General features: G+C 64.5%; 23 protein-coding genes. 14 read left to right on the top strand and 9 right to left on the bottom strand.

Annotation, left to right across the window (positions count from 1 at the left end):
* Positions 1-81 precede the first annotated feature (81 nt).
* Entirely contained in the window at positions 82-1,518 is a 1,437-nt protein-coding gene (gene pyk, locus AC0L2F_RS21480) for a pyruvate kinase (protein WP_007614251.1), read from the bottom strand.
* Positions 1,515-2,108, bottom strand: coding sequence for a DUF1036 domain-containing protein (locus AC0L2F_RS21485; RefSeq protein WP_007614248.1), 594 nt, complete (start codon positions 2,106-2,108; stop codon positions 1,515-1,517). The genes pyk and AC0L2F_RS21485 overlap by 4 nt, the downstream gene beginning before the upstream one ends.
* A gap of 178 nt (positions 2,109-2,286) precedes the next feature.
* On the opposite strand from AC0L2F_RS21485, the gene AC0L2F_RS21490 reads away from it, so the two are divergent.
* Both AC0L2F_RS21490 and AC0L2F_RS21495 read left to right on the top strand, forming a co-directional pair.
* Positions 2,287-2,589: a DUF1244 domain-containing protein gene (locus tag AC0L2F_RS21490; protein WP_473249758.1), complete on the top strand. Its 303-nt coding sequence runs from the start codon at positions 2,287-2,289 to the stop codon at positions 2,587-2,589.
* Between the two features lie 207 nt (positions 2,590-2,796).
* Positions 2,797-3,069 (top strand): DUF2312 domain-containing protein, encoded by a 273-nt coding sequence (locus AC0L2F_RS21495; protein ID WP_007596286.1) that lies wholly within the window; start codon positions 2,797-2,799, stop codon positions 3,067-3,069.
* A 170-nt stretch (positions 3,070-3,239) separates the two neighbouring features.
* On the opposite strand, the gene AC0L2F_RS21500 is transcribed toward AC0L2F_RS21495, so the two are convergent.
* From AC0L2F_RS21500 to AC0L2F_RS21510, 3 genes are all read right to left on the bottom strand, one after another.
* On the bottom strand, positions 3,240-4,859 hold the full coding sequence (locus AC0L2F_RS21500) for a peptidoglycan L,D-endopeptidase MepK (protein WP_473249759.1): 1,620 nt from the start codon (positions 4,857-4,859) through the stop codon (positions 3,240-3,242).
* 289 nt (positions 4,860-5,148) lie between these two features.
* Positions 5,149-7,329: a L,D-transpeptidase family protein gene (locus AC0L2F_RS21505; protein ID WP_473249761.1), complete on the bottom strand. Its 2,181-nt coding sequence runs from the start codon at positions 7,327-7,329 to the stop codon at positions 5,149-5,151.
* 358 nt (positions 7,330-7,687) lie between these two features.
* On the bottom strand, positions 7,688-9,181 hold the full coding sequence (locus AC0L2F_RS21510) for a sigma-54-dependent transcriptional regulator (protein ID WP_473249762.1): 1,494 nt from the start codon (positions 9,179-9,181) through the stop codon (positions 7,688-7,690).
* 127 nt (positions 9,182-9,308) lie between these two features.
* On the opposite strand from AC0L2F_RS21510, the gene AC0L2F_RS21515 reads away from it, so the two are divergent.
* The 11 genes from AC0L2F_RS21515 (at position 9,309) to AC0L2F_RS21565 (ending at position 22,614) form a co-directional block, all read left to right on the top strand.
* Positions 9,309-11,231 carry a M3 family oligoendopeptidase gene (locus AC0L2F_RS21515; RefSeq protein ID WP_473249763.1) on the top strand — a complete coding sequence of 641 codons (1,923 nt, stop codon included), beginning with the start codon at positions 9,309-9,311 and terminating at the stop codon, positions 11,229-11,231.
* 212 nt (positions 11,232-11,443) lie between these two features.
* Positions 11,444-14,335 carry a cell division protein gene (locus tag AC0L2F_RS21520; RefSeq protein ID WP_473249764.1) on the top strand — a complete coding sequence of 964 codons (2,892 nt, stop codon included), beginning with the start codon at positions 11,444-11,446 and terminating at the stop codon, positions 14,333-14,335.
* Between the two features lie 186 nt (positions 14,336-14,521).
* Positions 14,522-14,674 carry an aa3-type cytochrome c oxidase subunit IV gene (locus tag AC0L2F_RS21525; RefSeq protein ID WP_007596280.1) on the top strand — a complete coding sequence of 51 codons (153 nt, stop codon included), beginning with the start codon at positions 14,522-14,524 and terminating at the stop codon, positions 14,672-14,674.
* Between the two features lie 137 nt (positions 14,675-14,811).
* Positions 14,812-15,939: a Re/Si-specific NAD(P)(+) transhydrogenase subunit alpha gene (locus AC0L2F_RS21530; RefSeq protein WP_473249765.1), complete on the top strand. Its 1,128-nt coding sequence runs from the start codon at positions 14,812-14,814 to the stop codon at positions 15,937-15,939.
* A gap of 11 nt (positions 15,940-15,950) precedes the next feature.
* Entirely contained in the window at positions 15,951-16,268 is a 318-nt protein-coding gene (locus AC0L2F_RS21535) for a proton-translocating transhydrogenase family protein (RefSeq protein WP_007614230.1), read from the top strand.
* A 39-nt stretch (positions 16,269-16,307) separates the two neighbouring features.
* On the top strand, positions 16,308-17,705 hold the full coding sequence (locus tag AC0L2F_RS21540) for an NAD(P)(+) transhydrogenase (Re/Si-specific) subunit beta (RefSeq protein ID WP_007614228.1): 1,398 nt from the start codon (positions 16,308-16,310) through the stop codon (positions 17,703-17,705).
* A 155-nt stretch (positions 17,706-17,860) separates the two neighbouring features.
* Positions 17,861-18,658 carry an alpha/beta hydrolase gene (locus tag AC0L2F_RS21545; RefSeq protein WP_473249766.1) on the top strand — a complete coding sequence of 266 codons (798 nt, stop codon included), beginning with the start codon at positions 17,861-17,863 and terminating at the stop codon, positions 18,656-18,658.
* Positions 18,612-20,093: a sodium:proton antiporter gene (locus AC0L2F_RS21550; RefSeq protein WP_473249767.1), complete on the top strand. Its 1,482-nt coding sequence runs from the start codon at positions 18,612-18,614 to the stop codon at positions 20,091-20,093. Before AC0L2F_RS21545 ends, AC0L2F_RS21550 begins: the two co-directional genes overlap by 47 nt.
* A gap of 70 nt (positions 20,094-20,163) precedes the next feature.
* Positions 20,164-21,261: a calcium:cation antiporter gene (locus AC0L2F_RS21555; protein WP_473249769.1), complete on the top strand. Its 1,098-nt coding sequence runs from the start codon at positions 20,164-20,166 to the stop codon at positions 21,259-21,261.
* Between the two features lie 34 nt (positions 21,262-21,295).
* Positions 21,296-21,580, top strand: a complete 285-nt coding sequence (locus tag AC0L2F_RS21560) for a cupin domain-containing protein (protein ID WP_473249770.1) — start codon at positions 21,296-21,298, stop codon at positions 21,578-21,580.
* 92 nt (positions 21,581-21,672) lie between these two features.
* The gene (locus AC0L2F_RS21565; protein ID WP_063994790.1) at positions 21,673-22,614 is read left to right on the top strand and encodes a hypothetical protein; all 942 of its coding nucleotides are present in this window, start codon (positions 21,673-21,675) and stop codon (positions 22,612-22,614) included.
* Between the two features lie 27 nt (positions 22,615-22,641).
* On the opposite strand, the gene AC0L2F_RS21570 is transcribed toward AC0L2F_RS21565, so the two are convergent.
* Both AC0L2F_RS21570 and rpsU read right to left on the bottom strand, forming a co-directional pair.
* Positions 22,642-23,292 (bottom strand): tetratricopeptide repeat protein, encoded by a 651-nt coding sequence (locus tag AC0L2F_RS21570; protein WP_473249771.1) that lies wholly within the window; start codon positions 23,290-23,292, stop codon positions 22,642-22,644.
* A gap of 125 nt (positions 23,293-23,417) precedes the next feature.
* Entirely contained in the window at positions 23,418-23,732 is a 315-nt protein-coding gene (gene rpsU, locus AC0L2F_RS21575) for a 30S ribosomal protein S21 (RefSeq protein WP_007614218.1), read from the bottom strand.
* 260 nt (positions 23,733-23,992) lie between these two features.
* On the opposite strand from rpsU, the gene aqpZ reads away from it, so the two are divergent.
* Positions 23,993-24,715, top strand: coding sequence for an aquaporin Z (gene aqpZ / locus AC0L2F_RS21580; RefSeq protein ID WP_473249772.1), 723 nt, complete (start codon positions 23,993-23,995; stop codon positions 24,713-24,715).
* A gap of 37 nt (positions 24,716-24,752) precedes the next feature.
* Here aqpZ and AC0L2F_RS21585 read toward each other — a convergent pair whose 3' ends face one another.
* Together AC0L2F_RS21585 and purE are read right to left on the bottom strand one after the other, a co-directional pair.
* Entirely contained in the window at positions 24,753-25,859 is a 1,107-nt protein-coding gene (locus AC0L2F_RS21585; protein ID WP_063994793.1) for a 5-(carboxyamino)imidazole ribonucleotide synthase, read from the bottom strand.
* Complete coding sequence (gene purE / locus AC0L2F_RS21590; protein ID WP_007614214.1) at positions 25,856-26,344, bottom strand: 5-(carboxyamino)imidazole ribonucleotide mutase; 489 nt, start codon at positions 26,342-26,344, stop codon at positions 25,856-25,858. The genes AC0L2F_RS21585 and purE overlap by 4 nt, the downstream gene beginning before the upstream one ends.
* Positions 26,345-26,361 lie beyond the last annotated feature (17 nt).

Genomic DNA, 26,361 nt, shown 5'->3' on the forward strand with positions numbered 1-26,361 from the left:
CCCCAGCATTTTCGCCGGACCCGCCGGCTACTGTGCATGGGGTTGTTTTCGACATTTTTTGTTTGCCGCGTGCCGGCGGGCCTAGATATTCGCTTCGCCCTCGGGGCCGACCGAGGCGATGCGCACCATGTTGGTGGTGCCGGGGATGCCGAGCGGCACGCCGGCGACGATGATCACGCGCTGGCCCGCCCGGACGAAGCCGTCGCGGAACGCGATCTGGCCGGCGCGGCTCACCATGTCGTCCTGGTCGCGCGCATCTTCCGCCACCACGCAATGCACGCCCCAGACGACCGACAGCCGGCGTCCCGCCGCGACGTTCGGCGTGATCGCCACGATCGGCGGCTTCGGCCGCTCGCGCGCCACGCGCACCGCGGTCGATCCCGAGCTGGTCCAGCAGATCAGGGCCGGCAGGTCGAGCGTCTCGGCGATCTGCCGCGCGGCGTCCGCGATGGCATCGCCGGCGGTGGCTTCCGGGGCGGGGCGCTGTGCGGTGATGACCGAGCGATAGATCGGGTCGCGCTCGACCTCTTCGCCGATGCGATTCATGGTCGAGACGGCCTCGACCGGGAATTTTCCGGCCGCCGATTCCGCCGACAGCATGATGGCGTCGGCGCCTTCGTAGACGGCGGTGGCGACGTCGGAAACCTCGGCGCGGGTCGGCACCGGCGACTGGATCATCGATTCCAGCATCTGGGTCGCGATCACCACCGGCTTGCCGGCGCGCCGCGCCATGCGCGTCATCTGCTTCTGCAGGCTCGGCACGCGTTCCAGCGGCAGCTCGACGCCGAGGTCGCCGCGCGCCACCATCAGGGCGTCGGAGGCGTCGATGATGTCGGCGAGGCGATCGATCGCCTGCGGCTTCTCGATCTTGGCCATCACCGCGGCGCGGCCGCGGATCATCTTCTTGGCCTCGAGCACGTCGTCGGCGCGCTGCACGAAGGACAGCGCGATCCAATCGACGCCAGTGACCAGCGCCGCCTCGAGGTCGGCGCGGTCCTTCGGCGTCATCGCCGAGACCGGCAGGTCGGTGTCGGGCAGGCTGACGCCCTTGCGGTCGGACATCCGGCCGCCGACCACGACGCGCGTCACGGCGTGGTCTTTCGTGGTCTCCTCGGCGATCAGCCGCACCTTGCCGTCGTCGAGCAGCAGCGAATGGCCCGGACGAAGCGCGGCCAGGATCTCCGGATGCGGGAGCTGGACGCGGGTGGTGTCGCCCGGCGCCTTGTCGGAATCCAGCGTGAAGGTCTGGCCGTTCTGGAGCTGGACCGCGCCTTCGGCGAAGGCGCCGAGCCGGAGCTTTGGCCCCTGGAGATCGACCAGTATGCCGATCGGCCTGCCATAGCTGCTCTCGACGTTGCGGATCGTCGCCACCAGCTCGCGCATCTTGTCATGCGGGGTGTGGCTCATGTTGATGCGGAACAGGTCGGCGCCGGCCTCGAACAGGCGGCGGATCATCGCGAGGTCCGAAGAAGCGGGTCCAAGGGTCGCGAGAATCTTGATACGGCGAAGACGCCTCATGGCTTATTTCCAGACGGGGGCGAGGGAGCTGGCGGGAGGCCAGGCGGGGCGGGCGGCGTACCACCGGGCGGTCCATTGGGCAAACCCGGAACTCCCGGACCAACCGGGCCGGGGAGGCCGGGCACGCGCTGCTGCTTTGACGGCTGCTCGTTGGCATCGGTGAGCTGCACCGTCCAGGCCCGCTGCTCGCCGGTATCGACCTCGAAATAGCCGGTCCGGTCATAGCCCCGCGCAAGGCAATCCTCGGTGCCGCGGATGGTGAACTCCTTGTCGCGCGAGCACATGAAGGCCTGGCCCGACCATTCGCCCCCGCGGTCATAGTCGATGGCGTAGATGTAATAGAAGCGGGCCACCAACGTTCCGCGCAGCAGGGTCTCGCAGGAGCGCGACGAGATGTTCCACCAGCCTTCGGTGGTCCAGCCCTCGGCATCCTTGTAGCCGAGCGCGATGCCGACCCGGCTCGATGTGTTGTTGCAGAGCCGGAAATCGGCGGAGGCCGGGCTGGCCCAGAAGCATAGCAAGCCAACCACCAGCACCGGGACCAACCGGGCGAGCAGGCGAAGGCGGGAGCGGGGAGATTCGGCGATCATTGTCGCGGAAGGTATATCAGATCATTGACGATTTGGCGTAGGGCCCGGGAACTGCCTGAAGCCGGCTTCGCGCCCGTTTGCGCCGCGATATGGCAAAATCTGTGACAGGCCCCACCTGATCTCGTAAGGGTGACCCATCCAGGTCACAGCCAATTTCGCAAAGCCGAGGGATCCAGCCATGGCAATCGACGACAAAACCAGAACGGAACTCGAGGCTGCCGCTTTCCGGCGCCTGGTCGATCATTTGAAGACGCGGACAGACGTCCAGAACATCGACCTGATGAATCTCACAGGCTTCTGCCGCAACTGCCTGTCCAACTGGCTCAAGGACGCCGCCGACGCCCAGGGCGTCGCCTTGAGCAAGGACGAGAGCCGGGAAGCCGTCTATGGCATGCCCTATGAGGCCTGGAAGGCGAAATACCAGGGCGCGGCCTCGCCTGAGCAGCTCGATGCCATGAAGAAGGTTCATCCCGGGCACTGAACGGCCTCGCCGGCAGCCCGATATGCGGTGCCTTTGAGTCGCATCACACAACAGCTTTCTTCGACAGCCGCAGGAAGGTGTGGGCGCGCTGTGGACGAGCGCGATGCTGCCTTGAACGCGAGAGGTCCGAACCCTAAGGGTCTACCAGCACGCGCGGTGAGGATGCCGGCGTCACCTCGTTTTGCCAGTTTTATTGGGAGTACCAAGATGGCCACCTCCGCCGCCGTCCGCGACGACGAGCCCGCGACGAAATTTGCCAAGGACCAGCTCAAGTCCATCATCGAGCGCATCGAGCGGCTGGAGGAAGAGAAGAAGGCGATCTCCGACGACATCCGCGACGTCTTCGCCGAGGCCAAGGGCAACGGCTACGACGTCAAGGCGCTGCGCACCATCGTGCGCATGCGCAAGCAGGATCCGAACGAGCGCGCCGAGGCCGAGACGATCCTCGAGACCTACATGCAGGCACTGGGGATGATCTGAGCCCCGGTGTCGTCCTGGCGAAGGCCAGGACCCATTACCCCAGGGAGCAGTTTGGCGAAAATTCGTCGCTTGGTATCCGTACCGCGTGAACCAGATGGATCACGCGGTATGGGTCCTGGCCTTCGCCAGGACGACGACAGAGATTTTGGTAACAGTGGGGCTTATCAGCCTTAGCGCAGCGAAGCCGTCCGCATGACGAACGACGTCGTCTCGAGCTTGGCGGTGGCGGTGCCCGAGAAACTGTCGCAGGACAGGCCCTGCATCGGATCGTCGGCAAAACCCATGGCGATTACGGACTGCGGCTTGACGAAGTAGGCGCGCATTGCGGCCATATCAAGCTCGCCCATCAGCGTGACCGACATCGCGCGGCTGGCGCTCGGCGACAGCATCACGATCTTGAGCCAGATGCTTTCGCCCTTGGCTGCGGAGAGCCGGGTCGCGGTTGCGACCAAGCCGTCGACGCGCTTGCCGACCACCGTGTTGATCTCGGTCGCGGGCGCAAGGTTGCGCGACGCGGCGGGACGGGCGGAGCGTGGGATCGGCGCGGAGGCGGCGACGACATTGGCGCGGTCGACCGGGGAGGCGGACGCCGGCGCGTAGGCCAGGGCCTGATAGGCGGCGCTGGACACGCTCGCGGTCGGCTGTGGATCGGTGGCGGCGGCAAGCGCCTGGCGGGCCTTCAGCGCAGCCACTTGGGCCGGCGTCGCCTGCTGCGGAGTAGCCGGGGCGTCCCAGAAGCCACGGGCATTGATGATATCAGCGGGGGTCTCGGGCTTGGCGTCAGCGGATTTGCCGGCGGCCGGCTTGTCAGCCACGGGCGCCGGCTTCGGCTTGGGCAGCGTGACCATCTGCGCATCGGCCGAGGCGAGCTGAATCGTCGCTGCGACTGACGGCTTGGCGCGGGGCGTCGGCACCGGATCGGCCGGCTTGGTCGCGGCGGCGACCACGGTCGGCGCGACAGTCTTCGCGGACGGGGCGGGCGTGCCCTCGTCATCCTCGTCGTTGCTCGCGGCGGCCGGAGCCGACTTGCCCTTGAACAGGGCGGCAAAGAAATTCGACTTGCTGCCGGAATCCTCGCCGCTGCCGCGCCGCTCGATCTCGGCCTTTGCGAGCTCATAGCCCTTCAGCGGCGTGCCGTCGGTCGGGACGTGGACGGTGCGTCCGTCCGGGAAGACCCGAGCGAGCTGGTCATGCGTCATGCGCGGCCAATGCCGGATGCTGCCGGTGTCCAGATGCACGAACGGCGAGCCGGAGGTCGGGTAGAAGCCGACGCCGCCGCGCTGGAGCCGCAGGCCGGCGAAGCGGATCTGCTCCAGCGGCACGTTCGGGATGTAGAAGTCCATCGCATGCCCCAGCATGTGCTGGCTGAAGCGCGCGACGCCGGAGGAGCGGCGGCGGAGCATGGCGTTGGTGGCGGGCGAGCGGTAGGAGGAGATGATCTGGATCGGCTGCTTGGCGTCGACGTCGCGATAGACTTCCCAGAGGATGTCGAAGAGGTGACGGTCCATGACCGTCTCGTCCTGGGTGCGCCAATCGCGCAGGAAGTGGTTGAGCTGCTTCAGCGCCGGTTCGTCGTAGCGCCCGTCGCGCTTGAAGGTGACGGTGAGGTCTTCGCCGGAGTGGGTGTGGTGAAAGGAGAGCGTCTTGGTCTCGTTCAGCGCGGCGGCGTTATGAACCGAACCCGCGGCAGCAAGCAGCAATACGGCAGCGAGGCCGATCCGGGATCCGGCCTTCACTCCCGCATGGGACAACGACAGCACAGCGAATTGGCGTGCGATACCAGTCAGCACGTTAGAGCCCACCCAGTCGACGAGCGTTCAAAATGGACTCTCCCGCTAACCCCGTTAGCGCGCGAAAGAGGATGAACGCTTTGTTAAAGCGAGAAGGTTAATTCGAGGTTGACCTTCCCGCCCCCAAACCAAGTCAGATCGCGAACCTAACCGGGTGAGTGTGGCGAAAAAACGCCCGCTGCCCGAGCTCAGGTGGAGAATGGTTAACGTTAAGCGACCCCATCCAGAGGATGAGGTCGCTGATCTTGTTGCAGAATTTCAGGATATTAGGCTTCCGGGGCGGCCTGGCTCAGCGGGTGAATACCCGCTGCTGCTGCGGACGGCGGCCGATCGGGGCCGGCGGCGGGGTCGGCGCTCCGAACAGCCGCTCGAAGAAATTCGGGCCGGACGAGCCGCCATTGTTGGCCGCCAGCACGCCGTTCGGCAGCGTCGTTGCCGGGCGTGAATAGCTCGGCTGGGAGTGCGCGACGACGTTCTCGAGATCCTTGCCGCGGCCGTTCTTCAGGATGTTGATCATGGTCGCGTCGCGGCCATAGACGTCCTTGCGGAATTGCAGCTTGCCGCCATCGTCCACGAATGCGGTCTGATAGATAATGTTGACCGGGATCGGGGTCGGGAATTTCAAGTCGATCTCGCTCTTGCCGTACATGCTGCGGATGCGTTCCGGCGTGTACTTCTCGTTTGGCATCGCGATGTTGAGCAGAACCGACGCGTACTGATCCGGGTTCTGCACGCGCATGCAGCCGTGGCTGAAGGCGCGCTCGTCCCGGGCGAACAGGTTCTTGTCCGGCGTGTCGTGCTGATAGACCAGGAACTTGTTCGGGAAGTTGAAGCGGATGCGGCCGAGCGCGTTGGCTTCACCGGGCGGCTGCGAGATGTGCACTGAACCATCGCGGTTCTGCTCGAGCTTGAGGCCCATGCGCTGGAGCACGGTCGGGTCCTGCTGAAGCGCCGGCAGATATTCGTTGTAGACGATCGACGGCGGCACGTTCCAGGTCGGATTGACCGTGATGTACTTCATCGTCTCGGTGAGCAGCGGGGTCGCATGCGTGCCGGGCTTGCCGGTCACAACGCGGGTGGTCCAGACCTGCTGGCCGCGCTGCATCACCTTCAGCGTGTAGTCGGGAATGTTGAGGATGACATAGGCGTCGCCCAGCGAGGGCACGCCCAGGTCGCGCGGCAGCCAGCGCCAGCGCTCCATGTTCACCAGCACCACGTCGATCTGCTTGTCGCGCTTCGGGGTGTTGATCGCCTTGACCGTCTTGTCGTCGAGGATGCCGGTCGCCTTGAGCTCGGCGCTGTTCTGGAACTTGCGCACGGCTTCGGCGACCGCCGCGTCATAGCGGGTGTCGCTGGCGTTCTCGGCGATGCCGAGCTTGACGCGCAGCTGCGGCACGCGCGAATCTTCAACGACGATTTCAGCCTGCTTCTTGCGGGCCGGGGTGTATTTCAGCGTCGGACCATCCGCGATCTCGATCACCGGGCCGTTGCCCTGGCCGCGGAGCTCCGCGAGCTTCGCCTTCAGCTCCTTGTAGAGCTTTTGCGGCGGATTGTAGCTCTCGAGCGCCGCGGAGGCGTCCGCCGCGGTCGCGACCTTGGCGAGCACCTCGTTCGGATCGACCGGATGCTCGGGATAGAGGATGTCGCCGCTGACCTGGGACCAGTGCATGCGGCCGCTCTGGGCCTGCCGCGCATAGTCGAACATGCTGGCGGTGAGCTTGAGCTCGGCATCGGCGAGCGCATCGGGCGTCGTGGCGGCTGCGAAGTCCGGCAGCGGGTAATCGGCGGGATTGAGACCGTCGGACGCCGCGTCCTTCAGCCGTGCGATCACGCCCTTGGCCGCAGCGGTCAGGCTGCCGCCCTGGGTCCAGACCGGCGCGAAGTCGCGTGCACCGTAAAACTTCTCGATCGCCGCGCGTTCGTTCTTACGGTCGAAATAGCGCGCAGTCTTGGTGCCAATGATATCCTTGAGCTTGTCGGCGACCGGCTGGTCGGCCGCGGGAACGTTGCTCGCGGCCTTCACCGGCTCCGAGGCCGGAGCAGCAGCGGCGGCGGGCGCGGCCTGCGTTGGGGGTGCCGTGTCGGCCTTGGCAGGTTCGATCTTGGCGGGTTCAGTCTTCGCCGTCTCGCTCTTCGTCGGCTCGGCGGCGGGCGTGGTGGCGACGTCGGACGGCTTGGTCTCGACCTTGTCTGGCGCGGGAGCGGATTCGGCCTTCAAGGGTTCCCTGGCGGGCTCCTTAGCAGGGTCCACCACCGTGGCGGTGGTATCGAGCTTGATGTCGGATGCGGTCGGGGGCGGGACGTTTGCGGGTTCGGGGCGCGGGATCGCGGCTTCGATCGCGAGTTCGGCAGCGCTGCTGCGCGCCTGATCCTGCGCCAGGGCCGAGCTGGCCGATACCGTGAGGAAGGTCGCCGCGACCGTCATCAAGACACGGTCAAAGCCTGCACGGTGGTTCAAACAGTCACGCATTGTGTCGCACCCCTCGGGTGAACTGTCCCCCGTGGAACAGCTTCGTTATCGCCTATTGAGTTTCGGCTAAACCGCGCCGGCCTCTCGAAAGTTGCACGCCTGCACGCAACGATTCCTACGCAGACGATATACAGGCCCCGATTTCGCAGCCAGCGCTACCCGGGACAACTCACGACAAACTGACTTCAAGCACGCCTCTTGGCAACGGATTGTGCGCTTCTGCCACGCGCTTTTCCCTGTGTCTGTCACTTCCAAGTCACGGTCGAGTCACGGTTCACGTCGCAGTCGAATTCCGTCGTCATGCGAACGGCTTACGGTCGTCTCGCACCGCCTGCACGAACCTCCGTTCGCATCAGGCTCAGTGCGTCTCCTCACCGCTTTTGCCGCCATGGCCGGGAACTCCGGCTTCATCGAGTTTGCGGTAGAGGGTGGACCGGCCGATTTTGAGGCGGCGGGCGACCTCCGACATCTGCCCGCGGTAATGCGAGATCGCGAAACGGATGATCTCGTTCTCGATGTCCTCCAGCGGCCGGACGTCGCCGGTCGCGGTCAGCATGGAGAGAGCACCAGCTTGCGGCAGCGGCGCGATCGGTATTTCATTACCCGAAACGACGGAGGGGGCCGCGATTGGCTCTAGCATCAGCGGCACGGTCGGAATGTCCGTTCCCGGATGCGGCTGCGAGGCGATCAGAGGGAAGTCGTCGAGGCCAAGCTGGTCGCCCTCGCTCATCACCACGGCGCGATAGACCGCGTTTTCGAGCTGGCGGATGTTGCCGGGCCAATCGAGCTGGGCAAGGTGCGCAACGGCCTCGCCGCTGATGCCGGTGATGGGGCGGTTCTCCTCGGCGGCAAAGCGCGCCAGGAAATGCCTGAGCAGATGCGGAATGTCTTCGCGCCGGGCGCGCAGCGATGGGATCGTCAGCGGCAGCACGTGCAGGCGATAGAACAAGTCTTCCCGGAAGTGGCCCTGCTTGACCCGTTCAAGCAGCCTGCGATTGGTCGCCGAGATGATGCGGACGTCGACCTTCATGGGTTTGCGGCCGCCGACCGCCTCGACCGCGCCTTCCTGGAGTGCGCGAAGCAGCTTGACCTGCGCGCTCAACGGCAGCTCGCTGACCTCGTCCAGGAACAGCGTGCCGCCATGGGCTTCGACGAACTTGCCGGTGTGGCGTTCGGTGGCGCCGGTGAAGGCACCCTTCTCGTGACCGAACAGGATGGATTCGACGAGGTTGTCGGGGATCGCGCCGCAATTGACCGCGACGAACGGCTTTGCCTTGCGCTCGCCGCTGCCATGGATGGCACGCGCGAACATCTCCTTGCCGACGCCGGACTCGCCCTCGATCAGCACCGGGATCGATGAGTTTGTTGCTTTCTGCGCCGCGCGCATCACGCCCGCCATCGCCTCGGCGCGGGTGATGATGTCGGAGAAGGTCAGCCGGCCCTCGCGGCTGTGACGGATGCGCTGCAATTCGCCCTTGAGCGCGGACGAATTGAGCGCGTTGCGAAGAGAGACCTGGAGCCGCTCGAGGCCAACCGGCTTGACCACGAAATCGGCCGCGCCCGCGCGCATCGCCGAGATCACATTGTCGATGCCGCCATGGGCGGTCTGCACGATGACGGGGATGCTAAGACCCGCTTCGCGGATTTTCGCCAGCACGCCCATGCCGTCGAGGCCGGGCATCACAAGATCGAGGATGACGCCGTCGATGGCCGCGTCAGGGGCGGTGAGGGCGGCGATCGCCGCGTCGCCGGAATCCACCACGATCGTCTCATAGCCGCATTTCTGCACCATGTTTTCGACCAGCCGGCGGGCTACAGCGTCGTCGTCGGCGATCAAAATACTGGCAGCCATGGTGTTCCCCGCACGCTACTACTATCTGTCTCGAATCGGGGCACTCTGGCCGAAGCCGATTAACGCACTGTTAAATCCTGATGCCCCCGCCCGCCGTCGCGCTTGTTGAACACAGGTTTCCCACACAATGAATTCGCGCTCCAAGCCTGCTCTCAAAAAGTCTGCTCTGAAAAAGTCTGCTCTGAAAAAGTCTGCTCTCCGCAAGCCAGCCACCAAGAAATCCGTCGTCAAGGCAAAGTCCTCCAAACCTTCACCCGCAAAGCCTCCGAGCAAGACCGGCAAGCTTCCGGAGTGGAACCTCGCCGACCTCTATTCCGGGATCGATGCGCCGGAAGTGGCGCGCGATCTCGAAAGGATGGATGCCGATTGCGTCGCGTTCGAGACGGATTACAAAGGCAAGCTCGCAACAGGAACAGCAAAGGAAGATGGCGGAAAATGGCTCGCTGAAGCCGTGCGACGCTATGAGGCGATCGACGACCTCGCCGGCCGGCTCGGCTCGTACGCCGGCCTCGTTCATGCCGGCGACAGCGTGGACCCCAAGATTTCAAAGTTTTACGGCGACGTTTCCGAGCGCCTGACGGCGGCATCGACGCATCTGCTGTTCTTCGCGCTCGAGCTCAATCGTGTCGATGACGATATTTTGAACCGCGCGATGCAGGCCACCGAGCTCGCGCACTACCGTCCCTGGATCGAGGATTTGCGCAAGGAGAAGCCGTACCAGCTCGACGACAAGCTCGAGCAGCTGTTCCTGGAGAAGGCGCAGACCGGCTATTCCGCCTTCAACCGGCTGTTCGACCAGACCATCTCGAGCCTGCGTTTCAAGGTCGGGCCCAAGGAGCTCGCGATCGAGCCGACGCTCAATCTGTTGCAGGACCGCGACGGCGCCAAGCGCAAGGCCGCGGCAGAGGCGCTCGCAAAGACCTTCAAGGCCAATGAGCGCACCTTTGCGCTGATCACCAACACGCTGGCCAAGGACAAGGACATCTCCGACAGCTGGCGCGGCTTCAAGGACGTCGCGGATTCCCGGCATCTGAACAACCGCGTCGAGCGCGAGGTGGTGGATGCGCTGGTCGACTCGGTGCGCGCGGCCTATCCAAAATTGTCGCATCGCTACTACGCGCTGAAGGCACGCTGGTTTGGCAGGAAGCGCCTGGCCTATTGGGACCGCAACGCGCCGCTGCCTTTTGCGGCGACCGACGTGATCGGCTGGGGCGACGCGCGAAGCATGGTGCTCTCCGCCTATCGCGGCTTCTCGCCAAAGATGGCTGACATCGCCGAGCGCTTCTTTACCGACCGCTGGATCGATGCGCCGGTGCGCCCGGGCAAGGCGCCGGGTGCCTTCTCGCATCCGACCACGCCGTCCGCGCACCCCTACGTGCTGATGAACTACCAGGGCAAGCCGCGCGACGTGATGACGCTCGCCCATGAGCTCGGTCACGGAGTTCACCAGGTGCTGGCGGCCAGGAATGGCGCGTTGATGGCGCCGACGCCGCTGACGCTGGCGGAGACCGCGAGCGTTTTCGGCGAGATGCTGACCTTCCGGCGGCTGCTGGCGCAGACCAGGAGCGCAAAGCAGCGCCAGGCGCTGCTCGCCGGCAAGGTCGAGGACATGATCAACACCGTGGTGCGGCAGATCGCGTTCTATTCCTTCGAGCGCGCGGTCCACACCGAACGCAAGAATGGCGAGCTCACCGCGACGCGGCTCGGCGAGATCTGGCTCTCGGTGCAGGGCGAGAGCCTGGGGCCGGCAATCGAGATCAAAGCGGGCTACGAGAATTACTGGATGTACATCCCGCACTTCATCCATTCGCCGTTCTACGTCTACGCCTATGCGTTCGGCGATTGTCTCGTGAACTCGCTCTACGCCGTCTACGAGAACGCGGCCGAAGGCTTTGCCGAGCGTTATCTCGACATGCTCGCCGCCGGCGGCACCAAGCATTATTCGGAACTGCTGCGGCCGTTCGGGCTCGATGCCAAGGATCCAAAGTTCTGGGACGGCGGCCTGAGCGTCATCGCCGGCATGATCGACGAACTGGAAGCGATGGGCTGAGCCCGAACCGTCTTCGGCGCTGCAGCGAGCAGGTCAGGTCGGCCGTCCGAGCGTCGCGTTGTTCCGACGACGGGCGAAGCGGGTTGCATAGATCCCGCCCTGCACATTGAACGTTTGTGCCTGGGGCAAGACTAATTCTTGCAGACGGGTTCGATCTGCAATGCAATCTATGATTGTTGATCGTCGTGGTGTGCTCGGCCAGGGAGGCGAACATGGCCAGGATCAGTGCCCCAGACCCCAAGGTGGAGCCGCCACGGGCTGTCGAGGAACAGCAGCTGTGGGGGACGCAGCACCGCAAGATCGTCAAGCGCGAGCTCGCAGCCATCAACAACCGCCGCCGCGCCCAGGGCATGGATCCCGTCGCATACCCTGGCGACGAAAAGGCGATCGATACGGTCGGACTTGCGCTGTCGGGCGGCGGGATCCGATCCTCCGCAATCTGCCTCGGCGTCTTGCAGGCTTTCAATCACCACGGGCTGATCAAGCACATCGATTATCTGTCGACCGTTTCGGGTGGCGGTTACACCGGCTGTTCGTTCACGGCGACCATGACGCGGGCGCAGAATTTCGTCTTCGGAAGCACGTCGACACCCGGAGCCGAGAGCGCCAATGAGATCAGTGACACGCCTGCGGTGGGCCATATCCGAAACTACTCGAACTACCTCGTTCCAGCCGGCGCGCGCGACCTGATCACCGGCGTCGCAATCGTCGTGCGTGGGCTCGTTGCCAATCTGAGCCTGACGCTGCCGGTCGTACTGCTCGTCGCCGTGATCACGATCCTGTCCAACGCCGCACGCTCGTCACTCTATACGACCAATTTCTTCGGGCTGAGCGTCGACGACACCCACAACCTTGGTCCCCTCTCCAGCCTGGGATTGATGCCTGCCTACTTTCTTGTCGGCCTTGTTGCCGCCTTGCTGCTTTTGTTGGTCGGGCGCCTTTTCAAAGTCGGGCGGCGCGAGCTGTTTCGCTACCTGGCTGGTCTTGCGTTTGCGATGGGACTCATCTGCGCGATCGCCAGCTGCCTGAACGTCGATCATTTTGGCCTTTCGCTTGCAGCGCTCCTGCTCGGCCTCGCGCTTTTCTTCGGCTGGGCGGTGCTGCGATCGATTTCGTCGACCAAGGGAGGTGAATTCCGCGGCTATCCGTCGACTGTCGGCGCGACCTATCTCGTTCTGCTTGCCGCCATCTGCTTCTTCGAATTCCAGCCCTTCATGATCGCCCAGATGTTCGATGTCGCCGACGCCAACACGGCTCAGTCCGGCGGCATCGTTGGGGGCGTTGCAATCAAATGGGTCCAATCGCTTGCGGCCATCACTGCGCCGGTTGCGGCGGCCGTGACGCTGTTCCGGCAGCAATTCGCCGACCTGCTGAAGGGCGCCGGCGCCTCGGATCTTGGCTCACGCCTGCTCGCCCATGCGGCGAAAGCAGCCGTGCTTGTCGCGGGACTGGCGCTGCCCTTACTGATCTGGGTCGGATATCTCTATCTTTGCTATTGGGGCATCGCGAACGACAAGACGCTCGACGCCGCCTACCGCCAATACCCCATGATCGAGGAGTGGGGAGCGGCTGGCGTGCAACCCGTGCCGCCCGCGGCCGGTGTCGACGTCAAGGGAAATGTCCGGTTCGACTCGGCGACGCGCAAGCTCTCGGCCGAGATCACCAATGCCGAAGCGAAGGTCGTCGTCTCCAAGCCGGTGGGACCGATCTCGCACATCCCCGCATGGCTGTTTTCCGTTGCGTCATTGCAGTCCCCGGGCACATTCACTTGGTCGAAGTACCGGTTCGGCAACAGTGTCAGCTGGCGGATGGTGCTGCTCTACTTCTTGTCGGGCTCGGCCCTGTTCGGCCTGTCGTGGGTTCTCGGGCCGAATGCCAATTCGTTGCACCGGCTCTATCGTGATCGCCTCAGCAAGGCCTTCTTGTTCAATCCGCTCTACTACGCTGACGGGGAGCCGTCGCGGAACATGCCGAGCCTGGACCAGGGAAGGGATTTCCTTCCGCTCGACGAGGAGAAGCTGAGCGGTCTGTTACATCAGTTGGACTACGGCGTAGATCCAGCGGGAGCAATGACGGTCACGACATCGAAAAAAAGCAGCCTGGCCTCGCCATATCCTATCATCAACACCGCCCTGAACATCCAAGGATCCGACTTCGCCAATCGGCGGGGACGGAACGCTGATTTCTTCATATTCTCGCCGCTGCACGTCGGCAGCGAGGCCACGGGTTATGCGAATACACCGGCATTCGAGAAGGTCGCGCCGGGCCTCGATCTTGCGACCGCGATGGCGATCTCCGGGGCCGCCGCTTCGTCGAACATGGGCTCGGGGTCGATCCGCTCCCTGACCCCGACCCTGGCGCTCCTCAACGTACGCCTGGGGTACTGGTTGAAGAACCCGCGCTGGGTCTCGACAAAGGACAAGCCGCAGCACCACTCGACCCCTTTGTTTCTATGGTCTGAGATCTCGGGCCGGCTTTACGAGAATGCCGATGCGGTCTACCTGACGGACGGCGGACACATCGAGAATCTCGGCGTCTACGAGTTGTTGCGACGACGCTGCAAGGTGATCATCGCGGTTGACGCCGAAGCCGATGCGCCGATGAATTTCTCGTCCCTGGTGACGCTGCAGCGTTATGCGCGCATTGATCTCGGGATCATCATCGACCTGCCGTGGACGCCGATCCGCAACACGACGCTGGAGTGGATGAAGTGCAACGCAACCAAATCCCCGCCGGCGGCCCGGCGCGCGGCGGGCGGACCGCACATGGCGGTCGGCACCATCGACTACGGCTCGGGGGAAAAGGGGTACCTCGTGTACATCAAATCGTCCCTGACCGGAGACGAGAACGACTACATCCGCGACTATGCACGCCGCAACGACACCTTCCCGCACGAAACCACCGGTGACCAGTTCTTCTCGGAGGAGCAGTTCGAGGTCTACCGCGCGCTGGGTTTCCACATGACGCACGGTTTCCTCACTGAGGACGCCGGCGCGGATGCGATCGTCGTCAACGTTCCGGGAGAACGCTGCGCAAAGCGAAACTTCTGCGACAGCAAGGTGGAGCCGATTGGCGCAGTCCGCCGTGCGCTCGGCCTGCGCTGAGAGGCCTTGGGGATCGCGGCACCGGAGAGCGCCTCCAACGCGCGGACCACCGGTCTGAGCGGGATTCCGCCAATTGGAATTCCAAATGACCTGATTTGCCGGGAAACCGCGCCTCCGTGCCGTTGCCCTGCCCGGAAGTTTGCGGTATCCCAGCCATGAAATTCGACTTTCGACTGGGGACAATTCATGGCTGACCATAGCGAAGTGGCGTACAGCACCGCCGACGGCAACGACTACGTTGCCCACGAGCAGACCTACGAGGGCTTCATCAAGCTGGTGAAGTACGGCACGGTCTCGGTCGCGCTTATCGTGATCCTGATGGCGATCTTCCTGACCTGATCCATCGCTTGCAGCACCGCCAGCGTCGTCGGTGCCCATAAAATTTGCAATCAAGCCGGATTGAAAACCGGTATCCAACGTTGCGGGAGTAACGCTAAGTTCGCGTGCGCGCTCTTTCCCGCGTCGCCGGAGGGCCTATGAAGATCGCCGTTGCCAAGGAAATCGATCCGTCGGAGCCGCGGGTCGCCGCTTCGCCGGATACGGTGAAGAAGTTCAAGGCGTTGGGCGCCGAGATCGCGGTCGAGCCGGGCGCCGGCCTCAAGTCGGGCCTGCCGGACTCCGAATTCACTGCCGTGGGCGCCACCGTCAGCGCCGACGCGCTGAAGGATGCCGACATCATCATCAAGGTGAGGCGCCCTGAAGCCTCCGAGTTGGCACAGTACAAGCGCGGCGCGCTCGTCATCGCCATCATGGACCCCTACGGCAACGAGGCCGCGCTGAAGACGATCGCCGATGCCGGCGTCTCCGCCTTCGCGATGGAATTGATGCCGCGCATCACGCGCGCGCAGGTGATGGACGTGCTGTCCTCGCAGGCCAACCTTGCCGGCTACCGCGCGGTGATCGAGGGCGCCGAGGCCTTCGGACGCGCCTTCCCGATGATGATGACCGCGGCCGGCACGGTGCCCGCCGCCAAAGTGTTCGTGATGGGCGTCGGCGTCGCCGGCCTCCAGGCGATCGCGACCGCGCGCCGTCTCGGCGCCGTCGTCACTGCGACCGACGTCCGGCCCGCCACCAAGGAGCAGGTCGAATCGCTCGGTGCGAAATTCCTCGCCGTCGAGGACGAGGAATTCAAGAACGCGCAGACCGCCGGCGGCTACGCCAAGGAGATGTCCAAGGAGTACCAGGCCAAGCAGGCCGCGCTCACCGCCGAGCACATCAAGAAGCAGGACATCGTGATCACCACCGCGCTCATTCCGGGCCGGCCGGCGCCGAAGCTCGTCACGGCCGACATGGTCAGGTCGATGAAGCCGGGGTCGGTGCTGGTCGATCTCGCCGTCGAGCGCGGCGGCAATGTCGAAGGCGTCAAGGCGGGCGAGGTCGCCGATGTCGATGGCATCAAGATCGTCGGCTACACCAACGTCGCCGGCCGCGTCGCGGCGTCGGCCTCCAGCCTCTACGCGCGCAATTTGTTCAACTTCATCGAAACGATGGTCGACAAGACCAGCAAGGCGCTGGCCGTGAACTGGGACGACGAGCTCGTCAAGGCGACCGCGCTGACCAGGGACGGCGCCGTCATCCATCCGAATTTCCAGCCGAAAGCGTAAGGAGAGCCGTCATGGAGCATGTTGCACAGGTCGTCGACCCCTTCGTCTTCCGGCTGTCGATCTTCGTTCTCGCCGTCTTCGTCGGCTATTTCGTGGTGTGGTCGGTGACCCCGGCGCTGCATACGCCGCTGATGAGCGTGACCAACGCGATCTCCTCGGTGATCGTGGTCGGCGCGCTGCTCGCCGGCGGGGTTGCGAATGTTTCGAGCGGCTCGGGCTGGGCGCGCGCCTTCGGCTTCGTTGCTTTGATTTTTGCCTGCATCAATATCTTCGGTGGCTTCCTTGTCACCCAGCGCATGCTGGGGATGTACAAGAAGAAGCCGAAGTGAGCGGCCACCTCGGGCTGATGGGATCAATGGGGACCTGAGATGAGCGCCAACCTCTCTGCATTTTTGTATCTCGTGGCGGGAGTGCTGTTCATCCTGTCGCTGCGCGGGCTTTCAAGCCCGGCTTCGTCGCGGCAGGGCAATCTGTTCGGCATGATCGGCATGGCGATCGCGGTCGCCACCACGCTGGCCAACCATCCGCCCGCAGACGGTCTCGCCTGGGTGCTGGTGATCCTCGGTATCGCCATCGGCGGTTCGATCGGCGCGGTGATCGCGCGCCGCGTGCCGATGACCTCGATGCCGGAACTGGTCGCCGCCTTCCACTCGCTGGTCGGCATGGCCGCGGTGCTGGTCGCCGCCGGCGCGTTCTACGCGCCCGAGGCGTTCGACATCGGTACGCCCGGCAACATCCATGCGCAGAGCCTGGTCGAGATGTCGCTTGGCGTCGCCATCGGCGCGCTGACCTTCACCGGCTCGGTGATCGCGTTCCTGAAATTGTCCGCGCGGATGAGCGGTTCGCCGATCATCCTGCCGTTCCGTCACATCATCAACATCGCGCTCGCGATCGCGCTCGTCGTCTTCATCGTCGGGCTGGTGATGACGGGCAGCGCGCTCGACTTCTGGCTGATCGTCATCATCGCGCTGGCGCTCGGTGTCCTCATGATCATCCCGATCGGCGGCGCCGACATGCCGGTCGTGATTTCGATGCTGAACTCGTACTCGGGCTGGGCCGCGGCCGGCATCGGCTTCACCCTCGGCAATTCCGCGCTGATCATCACCGGCGCGCTGGTGGGATCGAGCGGCGCGATCCTGTCCTACATCATGTGCCACGCGATGAACCGCTCCTTCATCTCGGTCATTCTCGGCGGCTTCGGCGGCGAGACCGCGGCGGCCGGCGGTGGCGGCGGCGAGCAGAAGCCGGCCAAGCTCGGCTCGGCCGACGATGCCGCCTTCATCATGAAGAACGCGCAGAAGGTCATCATCGTGCCCGGCTACGGCATGGCGGTGGCGCAGGCTCAGCATGCGCTGCGCGAAATGGGCGATATCCTGAAGAAGGAAGGCGTCGAGGTGAAATACGCCATTCACCCGGTCGCCGGCCGCATGCCCGGCCACATGAACGTGCTGCTGGCTGAAGCCAACGTGCCCTATGACGAGGTGTTCGAGCTCGAGGACATCAACTCCGAATTCGCGCAGGCCGACATCGCTTTCGTGATCGGCGCCAACGACGTCACCAATCCGGCGGCGGAAGAGGACAAGACCTCGCCGATCTACGGCATGCCCGTGCTCCAGGTCTGGAAGGCCGGCACCGTGATGTTCATCAAGCGCTCTCTCGCTTCGGGCTATGCCGGCATCGACAATCCGCTGTTCTATCGCGACAACACCATGATGCTGCTCGGCGACGCCAAGAAGGTCACCGAGAACATCGTCAAGGCGATGTAGCGCGGGCAAGGGGGCCATTGCCAAAGCGACGCGCGAGCAGCGCGTCGCATGGCACACCGCTCACCAGGCGGCGTGCGGTCGGCGCGCCTTGGGCGGTGTCATGAAATTGCTGCGGAGCCGGTGCAAGCCCTCAACCGGGGCCAAGCCGCGTCACCATGATCATCGTCAAGTGGATCGCCATCCTGCTCGTGACCGTCTATTGCGCCGGTCTCCTCGTGCTGTATGTCAGGCAGCGCGAGATGCTGTTTCCGATCCCGCCCGTCGGTCGCACCACGCCGGACGCCGCAGGCCTCCCTGAGGCCGAAGAGCACGTCCTGACCACCTCCGATGGCGAGAAGGTCATCGTCTGGCAGGTGCCGGCGAAGCCCGGCCGTCCCGTGATCCTGTATTTTCCGGGAAATGGCGATTATCTCGCCGGTTGCATCAGCCGTTTCAAGGCCATGACGGCGGAGGGCACCGGCCTCGTCGCGCTGTCCTATCGCGGCTATGCCGGCGCGAGCGGGGCGCCGAGCGAGGCCGGCCTGCTGCGCGATGCCGCGGCCGCCTACGCCTTCACCACTGCGCGCTACGCGGCGGAACGAATCGTCGCCTGGGGCTTTTCGCTCGGGACCGGCGTGGCGGTCGCGGTCGCCTCGGAGCATCGTGTTGGAAAACTCATCCTGGAAGCTCCCTATACATCGACGGCCGATATTGCAGCTTCATCGTTCTGGTTCGTTCCGGTGCGTCTGCTGATGCGCGATCCATTTCATTCCGACGAGCGTATCCCGCGCGTCACTGTGCCGCTATTGGTGATGCATGGCACCAATGACCTTGCCATTTCGATCGTGTTCGGAGAGCGTCTGTTCGCGCTTGCGCACGAACCGAAGCAGTTCGTTCCCTTTGCAGGCGGTGGACACGACAATCTCGATGCGTTCGGTGCGATTGAAACGGCGAGGCGCTTCATTGCTTCCTAGATGGCTTGTCGTTCGGCGCGCGAGCGGGTTCATCGCCGCACTCCTCGTCGTGTTGTTGCCACAGCACGCATGGGCGGCGGCCGGGCTCGACGGCGCGGCGATGCGCTGGCCCTATGCGCTGCCCTTTGCCGGCCTCCTGCTGTCGATCGCGCTCGGCCCGCTGCTCTTTGCAAAAGTCTGGCACCATCATTACGGCAAGATCGCCGCGGCCTGGTCGCTGCTGGCACTCGCCTCGCTGGTCATCCTTGCCGGGAGCACGGCGACGTTGGCCGCGCTCGTTCACGCCATGCTCGCCGAATATCTCGGCTTCATCGTGCTGCTGTTCTCGCTCTATGTCGTGGCGGGGGGCATTCTCGTGACGGGCGACATCAAGGCGACACCGGCGGCCAACGCCGGCATCCTCGCGCTCGGTACGGCGATGGCGAGCGTCGTCGGCACCACGGGGGCGGCCATGATCCTGATCCGCCCTCTGATCCGCGCCAACCGGCCGCGGCGCTACAACGCCCATGTCGTCATCTTCTTCATCATCCTGGTCGCCAACGTCGGCGGCGCGCTGAGCCCGCTCGGCGATCCCCCGCTGTTCGTCGGCTTCCTGCACGGCGTCGACTTTTTCTGGACCACGCGGACCATCTGGCTGCAGACGGCGATCGTTGCCGGACTGCTGCTCGCGATTTTCGTCGTCATCGACGTCTGGCGCTTCCGTAGCGAACCCTTGCCCGGCGCCGCCGGCGCCGCGAAGCCCGTCCGCATCCGCGGCCTCGTCAACCTGGTGCTGATCGCAGCCATCGTCGGGAGCTTGCTGGCCTCGGCAATGTGGAAGCCCGGCATCGCCTTCGACATTCTCGGAACCAGGCTGGAGCTGGAAGACATCGCCCGCAACGCGGCCCTTTTGGCCATAGCGGGCCTGTCGGTGTGGTTGACGCCGGACGAGCACAGGCAGGCCAACGGCTTCACCTGGGAGCCGATCCGCGAAGTCGCAAAGCTGTTCGCCGGCATTTTTATCGCGATCATCCCGGTCATCGCCATGCTCGATGCCGGCCATCACGGCGCGTTCGCCTGGCTGTTGTCGGCCGTGACCTCACCGGACGGCACGCCGCGCGAGGTTGCCTATTTCTGGTTCACCGGTCTGATGTCGGCGTTCCTCGACAATGCGCCGACCTATCTGTTGTTCTTCGAGCTCGCCGGCGGCGACCCGCAGGTGCTGATGCACGAGCTCTCGGGCACGCTCGCCTCCATCTCCATGGGCGCAGTCTACATGGGCGCGCTCACCTATATCGGTAATGCGCCGAACTTCATGGTGAGCAGCATCGCCAGCGAGAACGGCATCGAGATGCCGAGCTTCTTCGGTTATTTCGTGCGCGCCGGCGCGGTGCTCATTCCGCTGTTCGTGCTGCTGACGCTGCTGCCGTTCGCGCCGATCCTGCACCTGCATTGAATCTGCCGGCCGATTTGCTACTGCTCGCCCAAGATGCGATGAATTTGCGCGAAGCAATTGGAGCCGATGGATGAGCGCGCACAATCCGATGCCTCGGTCGGCCTGGATCTTTCCGGCGCTGGCCGTGCTGCTGTTCGCGGCCGTCAGCGCGACGGGCTACGTGTTTACGCTGTCGTTCGGCGGGCTCGTCTTCGCCCTCGTGCTCCTCGTCATCCTGTTCGGCACGGTGTTTGCCGCGGTCCATCATGCCGAAGTGATCGCCGAGCGGGTCGGCGAACCCTACGGCACGCTGGTGCTGACGCTCGCGGTGACCATCATCGAGGTGGCGCTGATCACCACGATCATGCTGGGCGACAAGCCCGCTCCGGAACTGGCGCGCGACACCGTGTTCGCCGTGGTCATGATCGTCTGCAATGGCCTCGTCGGGCTCTGCATCTTCATCGGCGGCCTGCGCTATCGCGAGCAGGGTTTTCAGCTCTCCGGCGCCAACGTCTATCTCAGCGTGCTGTTCGCGCTCGCGACCATCACCCTGATCATGCCGAACTACACCACGACCACGCCGGGCCCGGTTTATTCGGCGGTTCAACTCGGCTTCGTCGACGTGGTCACGCTCGCGCTGTACGGGGTGTTTCTCTACACCCAGACCGTGCTGCACAAGGATTACTTCGTTCACGACCGGGCGGGCGGCGGGAGCGGCGAGGCGCATCTGGCGGGCCGGACGATGGTGCTCAGCGTCGTGCTGCTGCTGATCGCGTTGCTGGCGGTCGTGCTGCTGTCCAAGAAATTCTCGCTGGTCGTCGACGCCGTCGGGGCCAAAATTGGTGCGCCGCCTGCCTTTGCCGGACTTCTGGTCGCGCTCCTGATCCTGCTGCCGGAAGGCGTCGCGGCCGTGTCGGCCGCCCGCAAGAACGACCTCCAGAAGAGCATCAATCTCGCGCTCGGCTCGTCGCTCGCCACCATCGGGCTGACCATCCCGGCCGTCGGTGTCGCAACCTATGCACTCGACAAGGAGCTCACGCTCGGCCTCAGCGACCAGGGCAGCGTGCTTTTGCTCCTGACCTTCTTTTTGAGCATGCTGACCTTCGGTACGGGCAGGACCAATGTCCTGTTCGGGCTGGTCCATATGGTGGTATTTGCCGTCTACGTGTTCATGGTTTTCGTGCCCTGAACCGATTTTCCGGATATGCCCCAGGAGAGTTCCGATGCTTGCCGCCAAGTCCGAGGTTCAGGTCGACAATGAGCAGGTTCGGGTGACCGAGTGGCGGCTCGCGCCAAACAGCGCCACCGGGCATCACACCCACGGCATGGACTACGTCATTGTTCCCGTGGTCGCAGGGGAAATGACCATCGTGGCACCCAATGGCGAGCGGTCCAAAGCACAGCTTGCGGCCGGGAAATCCTATTTTCGCAAGGCCGGCGTCCAGCACGACGTGCTTAACGAAACCGCAACCGAGATCGTGTTCCTTGAGGTTGAGCTGAAGTCGTAAGTCCGGCGTACCCCTTTGCCATTGATCTGTCGCAGTTGATCCCTCACTATGCCTCAAAGTTCCCGCATCAGATCGCGCGGGGAGTGGCCGGAATGCTGAAATACGTCGCTAAAATCTCGATGGACATCTTCCCCTCGGTGCTCGCAACGATCATCGGGGCGTACATCGTTAATCATTACATCAACGCCAAGCCGGCGGCGGATGCGCCCGCGGCCGTGATGGCGCCCGCCGAGGCGGGCAAGAACGGCAAGCCCGCGGATGTGGCCAACCTCCCCGCGCCCGGCGTCAAGGCCAAGGGCATTTCCGAGAAGAAGGTGACGGACAAGCCGGCGGCCGAGAAGGCTGCGGATCAGCCCGCCGCGGAGGCCAAGACCGCGGACGTGGCACCGGCCGAGGCCTCGCCGCGCGGCAAGCCGTCCGCGCGCGAGAAGGCGGTCGCCAAGTCCACCCCGGCCGTCAGTGCACCCGCCCCCGCCACCCCGGTGGTGGAGGCCAATTCGGCGCCGGCTGCTGCCGCGCCGGCCGCAACCCCCGACGCCAACGATCTCGTGCGCGCCGCGATCGAGCGCCTGCGCAAGTCGCCTGAGAGCAAAGCGGCTGAGGCCAAATCTTCCGACACCAAGTCTTCCGACAACAGGTCTTCGGAGACCAAGTCGCCCGAGAAGACTCAGGAGCCTGCGGTGCGTGAAGCCGCCCGCACCCCGGAGGCCCCGCGTATCATTCCCGTGGATACGTCATCGGTTCGTCCGTTGCCGCCGCCGATCACGGTCTCGACACCCGCAGCGGAGGCCTATGGCAATGGCGGCTCGTCGCAGCCGAGCCCGCCCTATACCGCTTCGGTCGGCAACGAGAACCCGAATCGGCTGACACCGCCGGCTGATATTCCGGTCCCGATGATTGCGCCCCCGCTCGATCTGCGCGCCGATGCCGGCGCGTCCATGCCGCGGCCGAAGACCAATGTCGCCGACGACATGCTGTCGGGCGTCAAGTCCATGTTCCACTCCGTTCTGCCGAAGGGCGTCACCCCGGATTAAGACGGCGCCTGCGTGGCGCCAGAATCGTCAGCCGCCGACGCGGGCGAGGCCGCTGCGGGCGGCATCGTCGCGCGGACGAAGCGAGACCGCCTTGGTGTAGGACGCCGCCGCCTTGGTCCTGTCGCCCAGCCGTTCATAGGCTTGCCCGCGGATGGTCCAGACCTGGGCATTATGTGGATCGGCCTCGGAAGCCTCATCCAGATCGGCCGCGGCCTCCTTGGCCTTGCCGAGGGCGAGATAACTGGTGGCGCGGCCGAGCAGCGGCTCGACCTTCTGCGGGTTAAGGCCGCTCGCTGCGCTGAAATCGGCGATCGCGAAATCGTGCTGGTTCTTGCCCTGGTAGATCAGGGCGCGGCCATAGAGTGCCTGCGCATTATAGGGATCGAGTTCGACCGCGTGATTGAATTCATCGAGCGCGGCCGCCGTCTCGCCGGACGTTGCCAGGGCCTGGGCCTTGGCCGTATGAGCCTGGGCTTCGCTGACGTTGACTGCGCTGACCACGTTCTCGGCGGTCGCAGCTGCCTTGGGTGCCTCCTGCGGCTTCTCCTTCTCCGGCGTCAGCGATCCCAGGTCGAAGGAGCAGCCGCACAGCGAAATCCCCACAACCGCAAGCGCAAACTGCTGCTGCAAGATCTGGCGTAGCCGCGCCAAGCCGCGCTTGGGGAAAGGGGAGGCCATCTACGGTTCGCTCGCGCCAGTGCCGCATCGGTAGTGCCCCATCCCAGCAAGGCACCGCTCACAAAACAATAACGCGGGCCAGGGGCCCGCGTCATCGAAAACTGAAGTCTCTCAAGTCCGGAAAATCAGCGCGGTCCGCGCGGACCGGCACTTGCACCTGCGCCAGCACCAGGGCCACCGCGACCGCCACGATCGCCGCCGGGGCCGGCGCCGAACACCGGCTTCGGCTTCATCGGCAGCAGGCCTTCGCGCTGCAGCTTCTTGCGGGCCAGCTTGCGTGCGCGACGCACGGCTTCGGCCTTTTCACGGGCCTTCTTCTCGGAGGGCTTTTCGTAGTGACCGCGGAGCTTCATCTCGCGGAAAATACCCTCGCGCTGCATCTTCTTCTTCAGCGCCTTGAGGGCTTGGTCGACATTGTTATCGCGAACGAGAACCTGCACGCGGCATCCTCTTCAGTGGATCGGATTTGAATTCTGGTAAGTCAAAGGGGATGGCGAAACGCACAAGCCCTTAACCTTGAGGGCGCGGATGTATCAGACAAAACCTGGGATGTCCACCGGCCAAGCGGGTTTTCGGGCCAAGTTCAGCCATTAAATGAGGCAAAATACCTCTGTGCGGCCCTGATTTGGGAGATTTGACGCCAAGGGTGGGGCCGTTTCCGGGGCTTTGTTCCGGAATCTTTGAAAGCAGGGGACGACACATGGATATGAAGAAATACGCAGCCGAGGCTATCGGCACCTTTTGGCTTACATTCGCAGGTTGCGGAAGTGCTGTGATCGCAGCCGGCTTTCCGCAGGTCGGTATCGGCCTGGTTGGTGTCTCCTTCGCATTCGGGCTGAGCGTGGTCACCATGGCCTATGCGATCGGCCACATCTCGGGCTGCCATCTCAATCCGGCCGTCACTGTCGGTCTTGCTGCCGGCGGACGTTTTCCGGCCGGACAGATCCTGCCTTATGTGATCGCACAGGTCGCCGGCGCGATCGTGGCCGCGTGGCTGCTCTACGTCATCGCAAGCGGAGCTTCCGGCTTCGACGTCAGCAAAGGGTTCGCGTCCAACGGCTACGACGCCCATTCTCCTGGCCAGTACAGCATGATCGTGTGCTTCATCACCGAGGTGGTCATGACCATGATGTTCCTGTTCATCATCATGGGCGCCACCCACGGCCGCGCGCCGGTGGGCTTTGCACCGCTGGCGATCGGGCTCGCACTGGTGATGATCCATCTCGTCAGCATCCCCGTCACCAACACCTCGGTGAACCCGGCGCGCAGCACGGGGCCCGCGCTGTTCGTCGGCGGCTGGGCGCTGTCGCAGCTCTGGCTGTTTTGGGTCGCGCCTCTGATCGGCGGCGCGCTGGGCGGGGTGATCTATCGCTGGCTCAGCGACGAACCCACCGGCGTCGTCGCGGGCGCGAAGACGGCGTAATCGCAAAGCGGGATCGCGGCATGCGCCGCGGTCCCCGTTAATTCCCGGTCGTGGGTCGCACTTCGGTGACATGTCCCATCTTGCGGCCCGGCCGCGGCGCGCCCTTGCCGTAGATGTGCACGGTCGCGCCCGGCACGCTCAGCCACTTGTCATATTCGTTGATCTCGTCGCCGATCAGATTGGTCATGGTGACGACTTCGCCGTGGCGCACGGGCTTGCCGAGAGGCCAGCCGGCAATGGCGCGAATGTGCTGCTCGAACTGCGAGACGGACGCACCGTCGAGCGTCCAGTGTCCGGAATTGTGCACGCGCGGAGCGATCTCGTTGACCAGCACCTTGGGTCCGCTGCCGTTGGCGAGCACGAACATCTCGACGGCAAGCACGCCGACATAATCGAGCGCGCCCGCGATCCTGCCGGCGATGCTGCGCGCTTCCTCGGCGAGCACGTCCGGGATCCGCGCGGGCGCACGGGAGATCTTCAGGATGTGGTCGCGGTGCTCGTTTTCGGTGACGTCGAAACACTCGACCTGGCCTGTGGCCGAGCGGGCGGCGATCACGGAAATCTCACGCTCGTAGGGCACGAAGGCTTCCAGGATCGCCGATTTGGTGGCGAGACTGGTCCACACTTTCGCGATGTCGTCGCCCTCGCGGATGATGGCCTGGCCCTTGCCGTCATAGCCGAAGCGGCGGGTCTTCAGCACCGCCGGAAGGCCGATCCTGGCGATCGCCTCGCGCAATGAGGGGACCGAGGTGACGTCGGCATAGGCTGCGGTGCCGATGCCCAGCCGCGTCACGAAATCCTTCTCGGCGAGCCGGTCCTGGGTGGTCTCGAGGATCTTGCGGTTGGGCAGCACCGGGCGGCGAGCATCCAGCACCATCGCTGCTGCGGACGGCACGTTCTCGAATTCGTAGGTGATGACGTCGACGTCGTTGGCGAACAGCTCGAGTGCTTCGACATCGGCATATTCGGCGCAGGTCGCATTCAGGACGACGTCGAAGGCCGGTGAGTCCGGATCGGGCGAGAACACCTGGCAGCGCAGGCCGAGCCGGGCCGCCGCCATGGCCAGCATCCGCCCCAATTGTCCGCCGCCGAGGATGCCAATGGTGTCGCCGGGCTTCAGCTTCACCTGCTTTGCGTCAGTCACGCCTTGTCCTCCGGACGCTCGGCCACGGCCTCGGTTTGCGCCTTGCGCCAGGCGGCGAGGCGGTCGGACAAGGCCGGGTCGGACAAGGCCAGCACGGCAGCCGCCAGCAGCGCCGCATTGATGGCACCGGCCTTGCCGATGGCGAGGGTGCCAACCGGGATGCCTGCGGGCATCTGGACGATCGAATAGAGCGAATCGATACCCTTGAGCGTCCTGGATTCTATGGGGACGCCGAACACGGGCAGTTCCGTCAGCGCCGCCGCCATTCCGGGCAGGTGGGCTGCGCCACCCGCGCCGGCGATGATGACCTTGTAGCCAGCCGTCTTGGCGCCTTTGGCGAACGTAAACAGCCGGTCGGGGGTGCGGTGTGCCGAAACGATGCGGGTATCGGCGGCAACGCCGAGTCCTGCGAGCGTATCGGCGGCATGCCGCATCGTGTCCCAGTCCGACTGGCTTCCCATGATGATGGCGATCGGCGCGGTCATGACGTGAATTGTGCTCG

This window comes from Bradyrhizobium sp. Ken64, assembly GCF_055807555.1.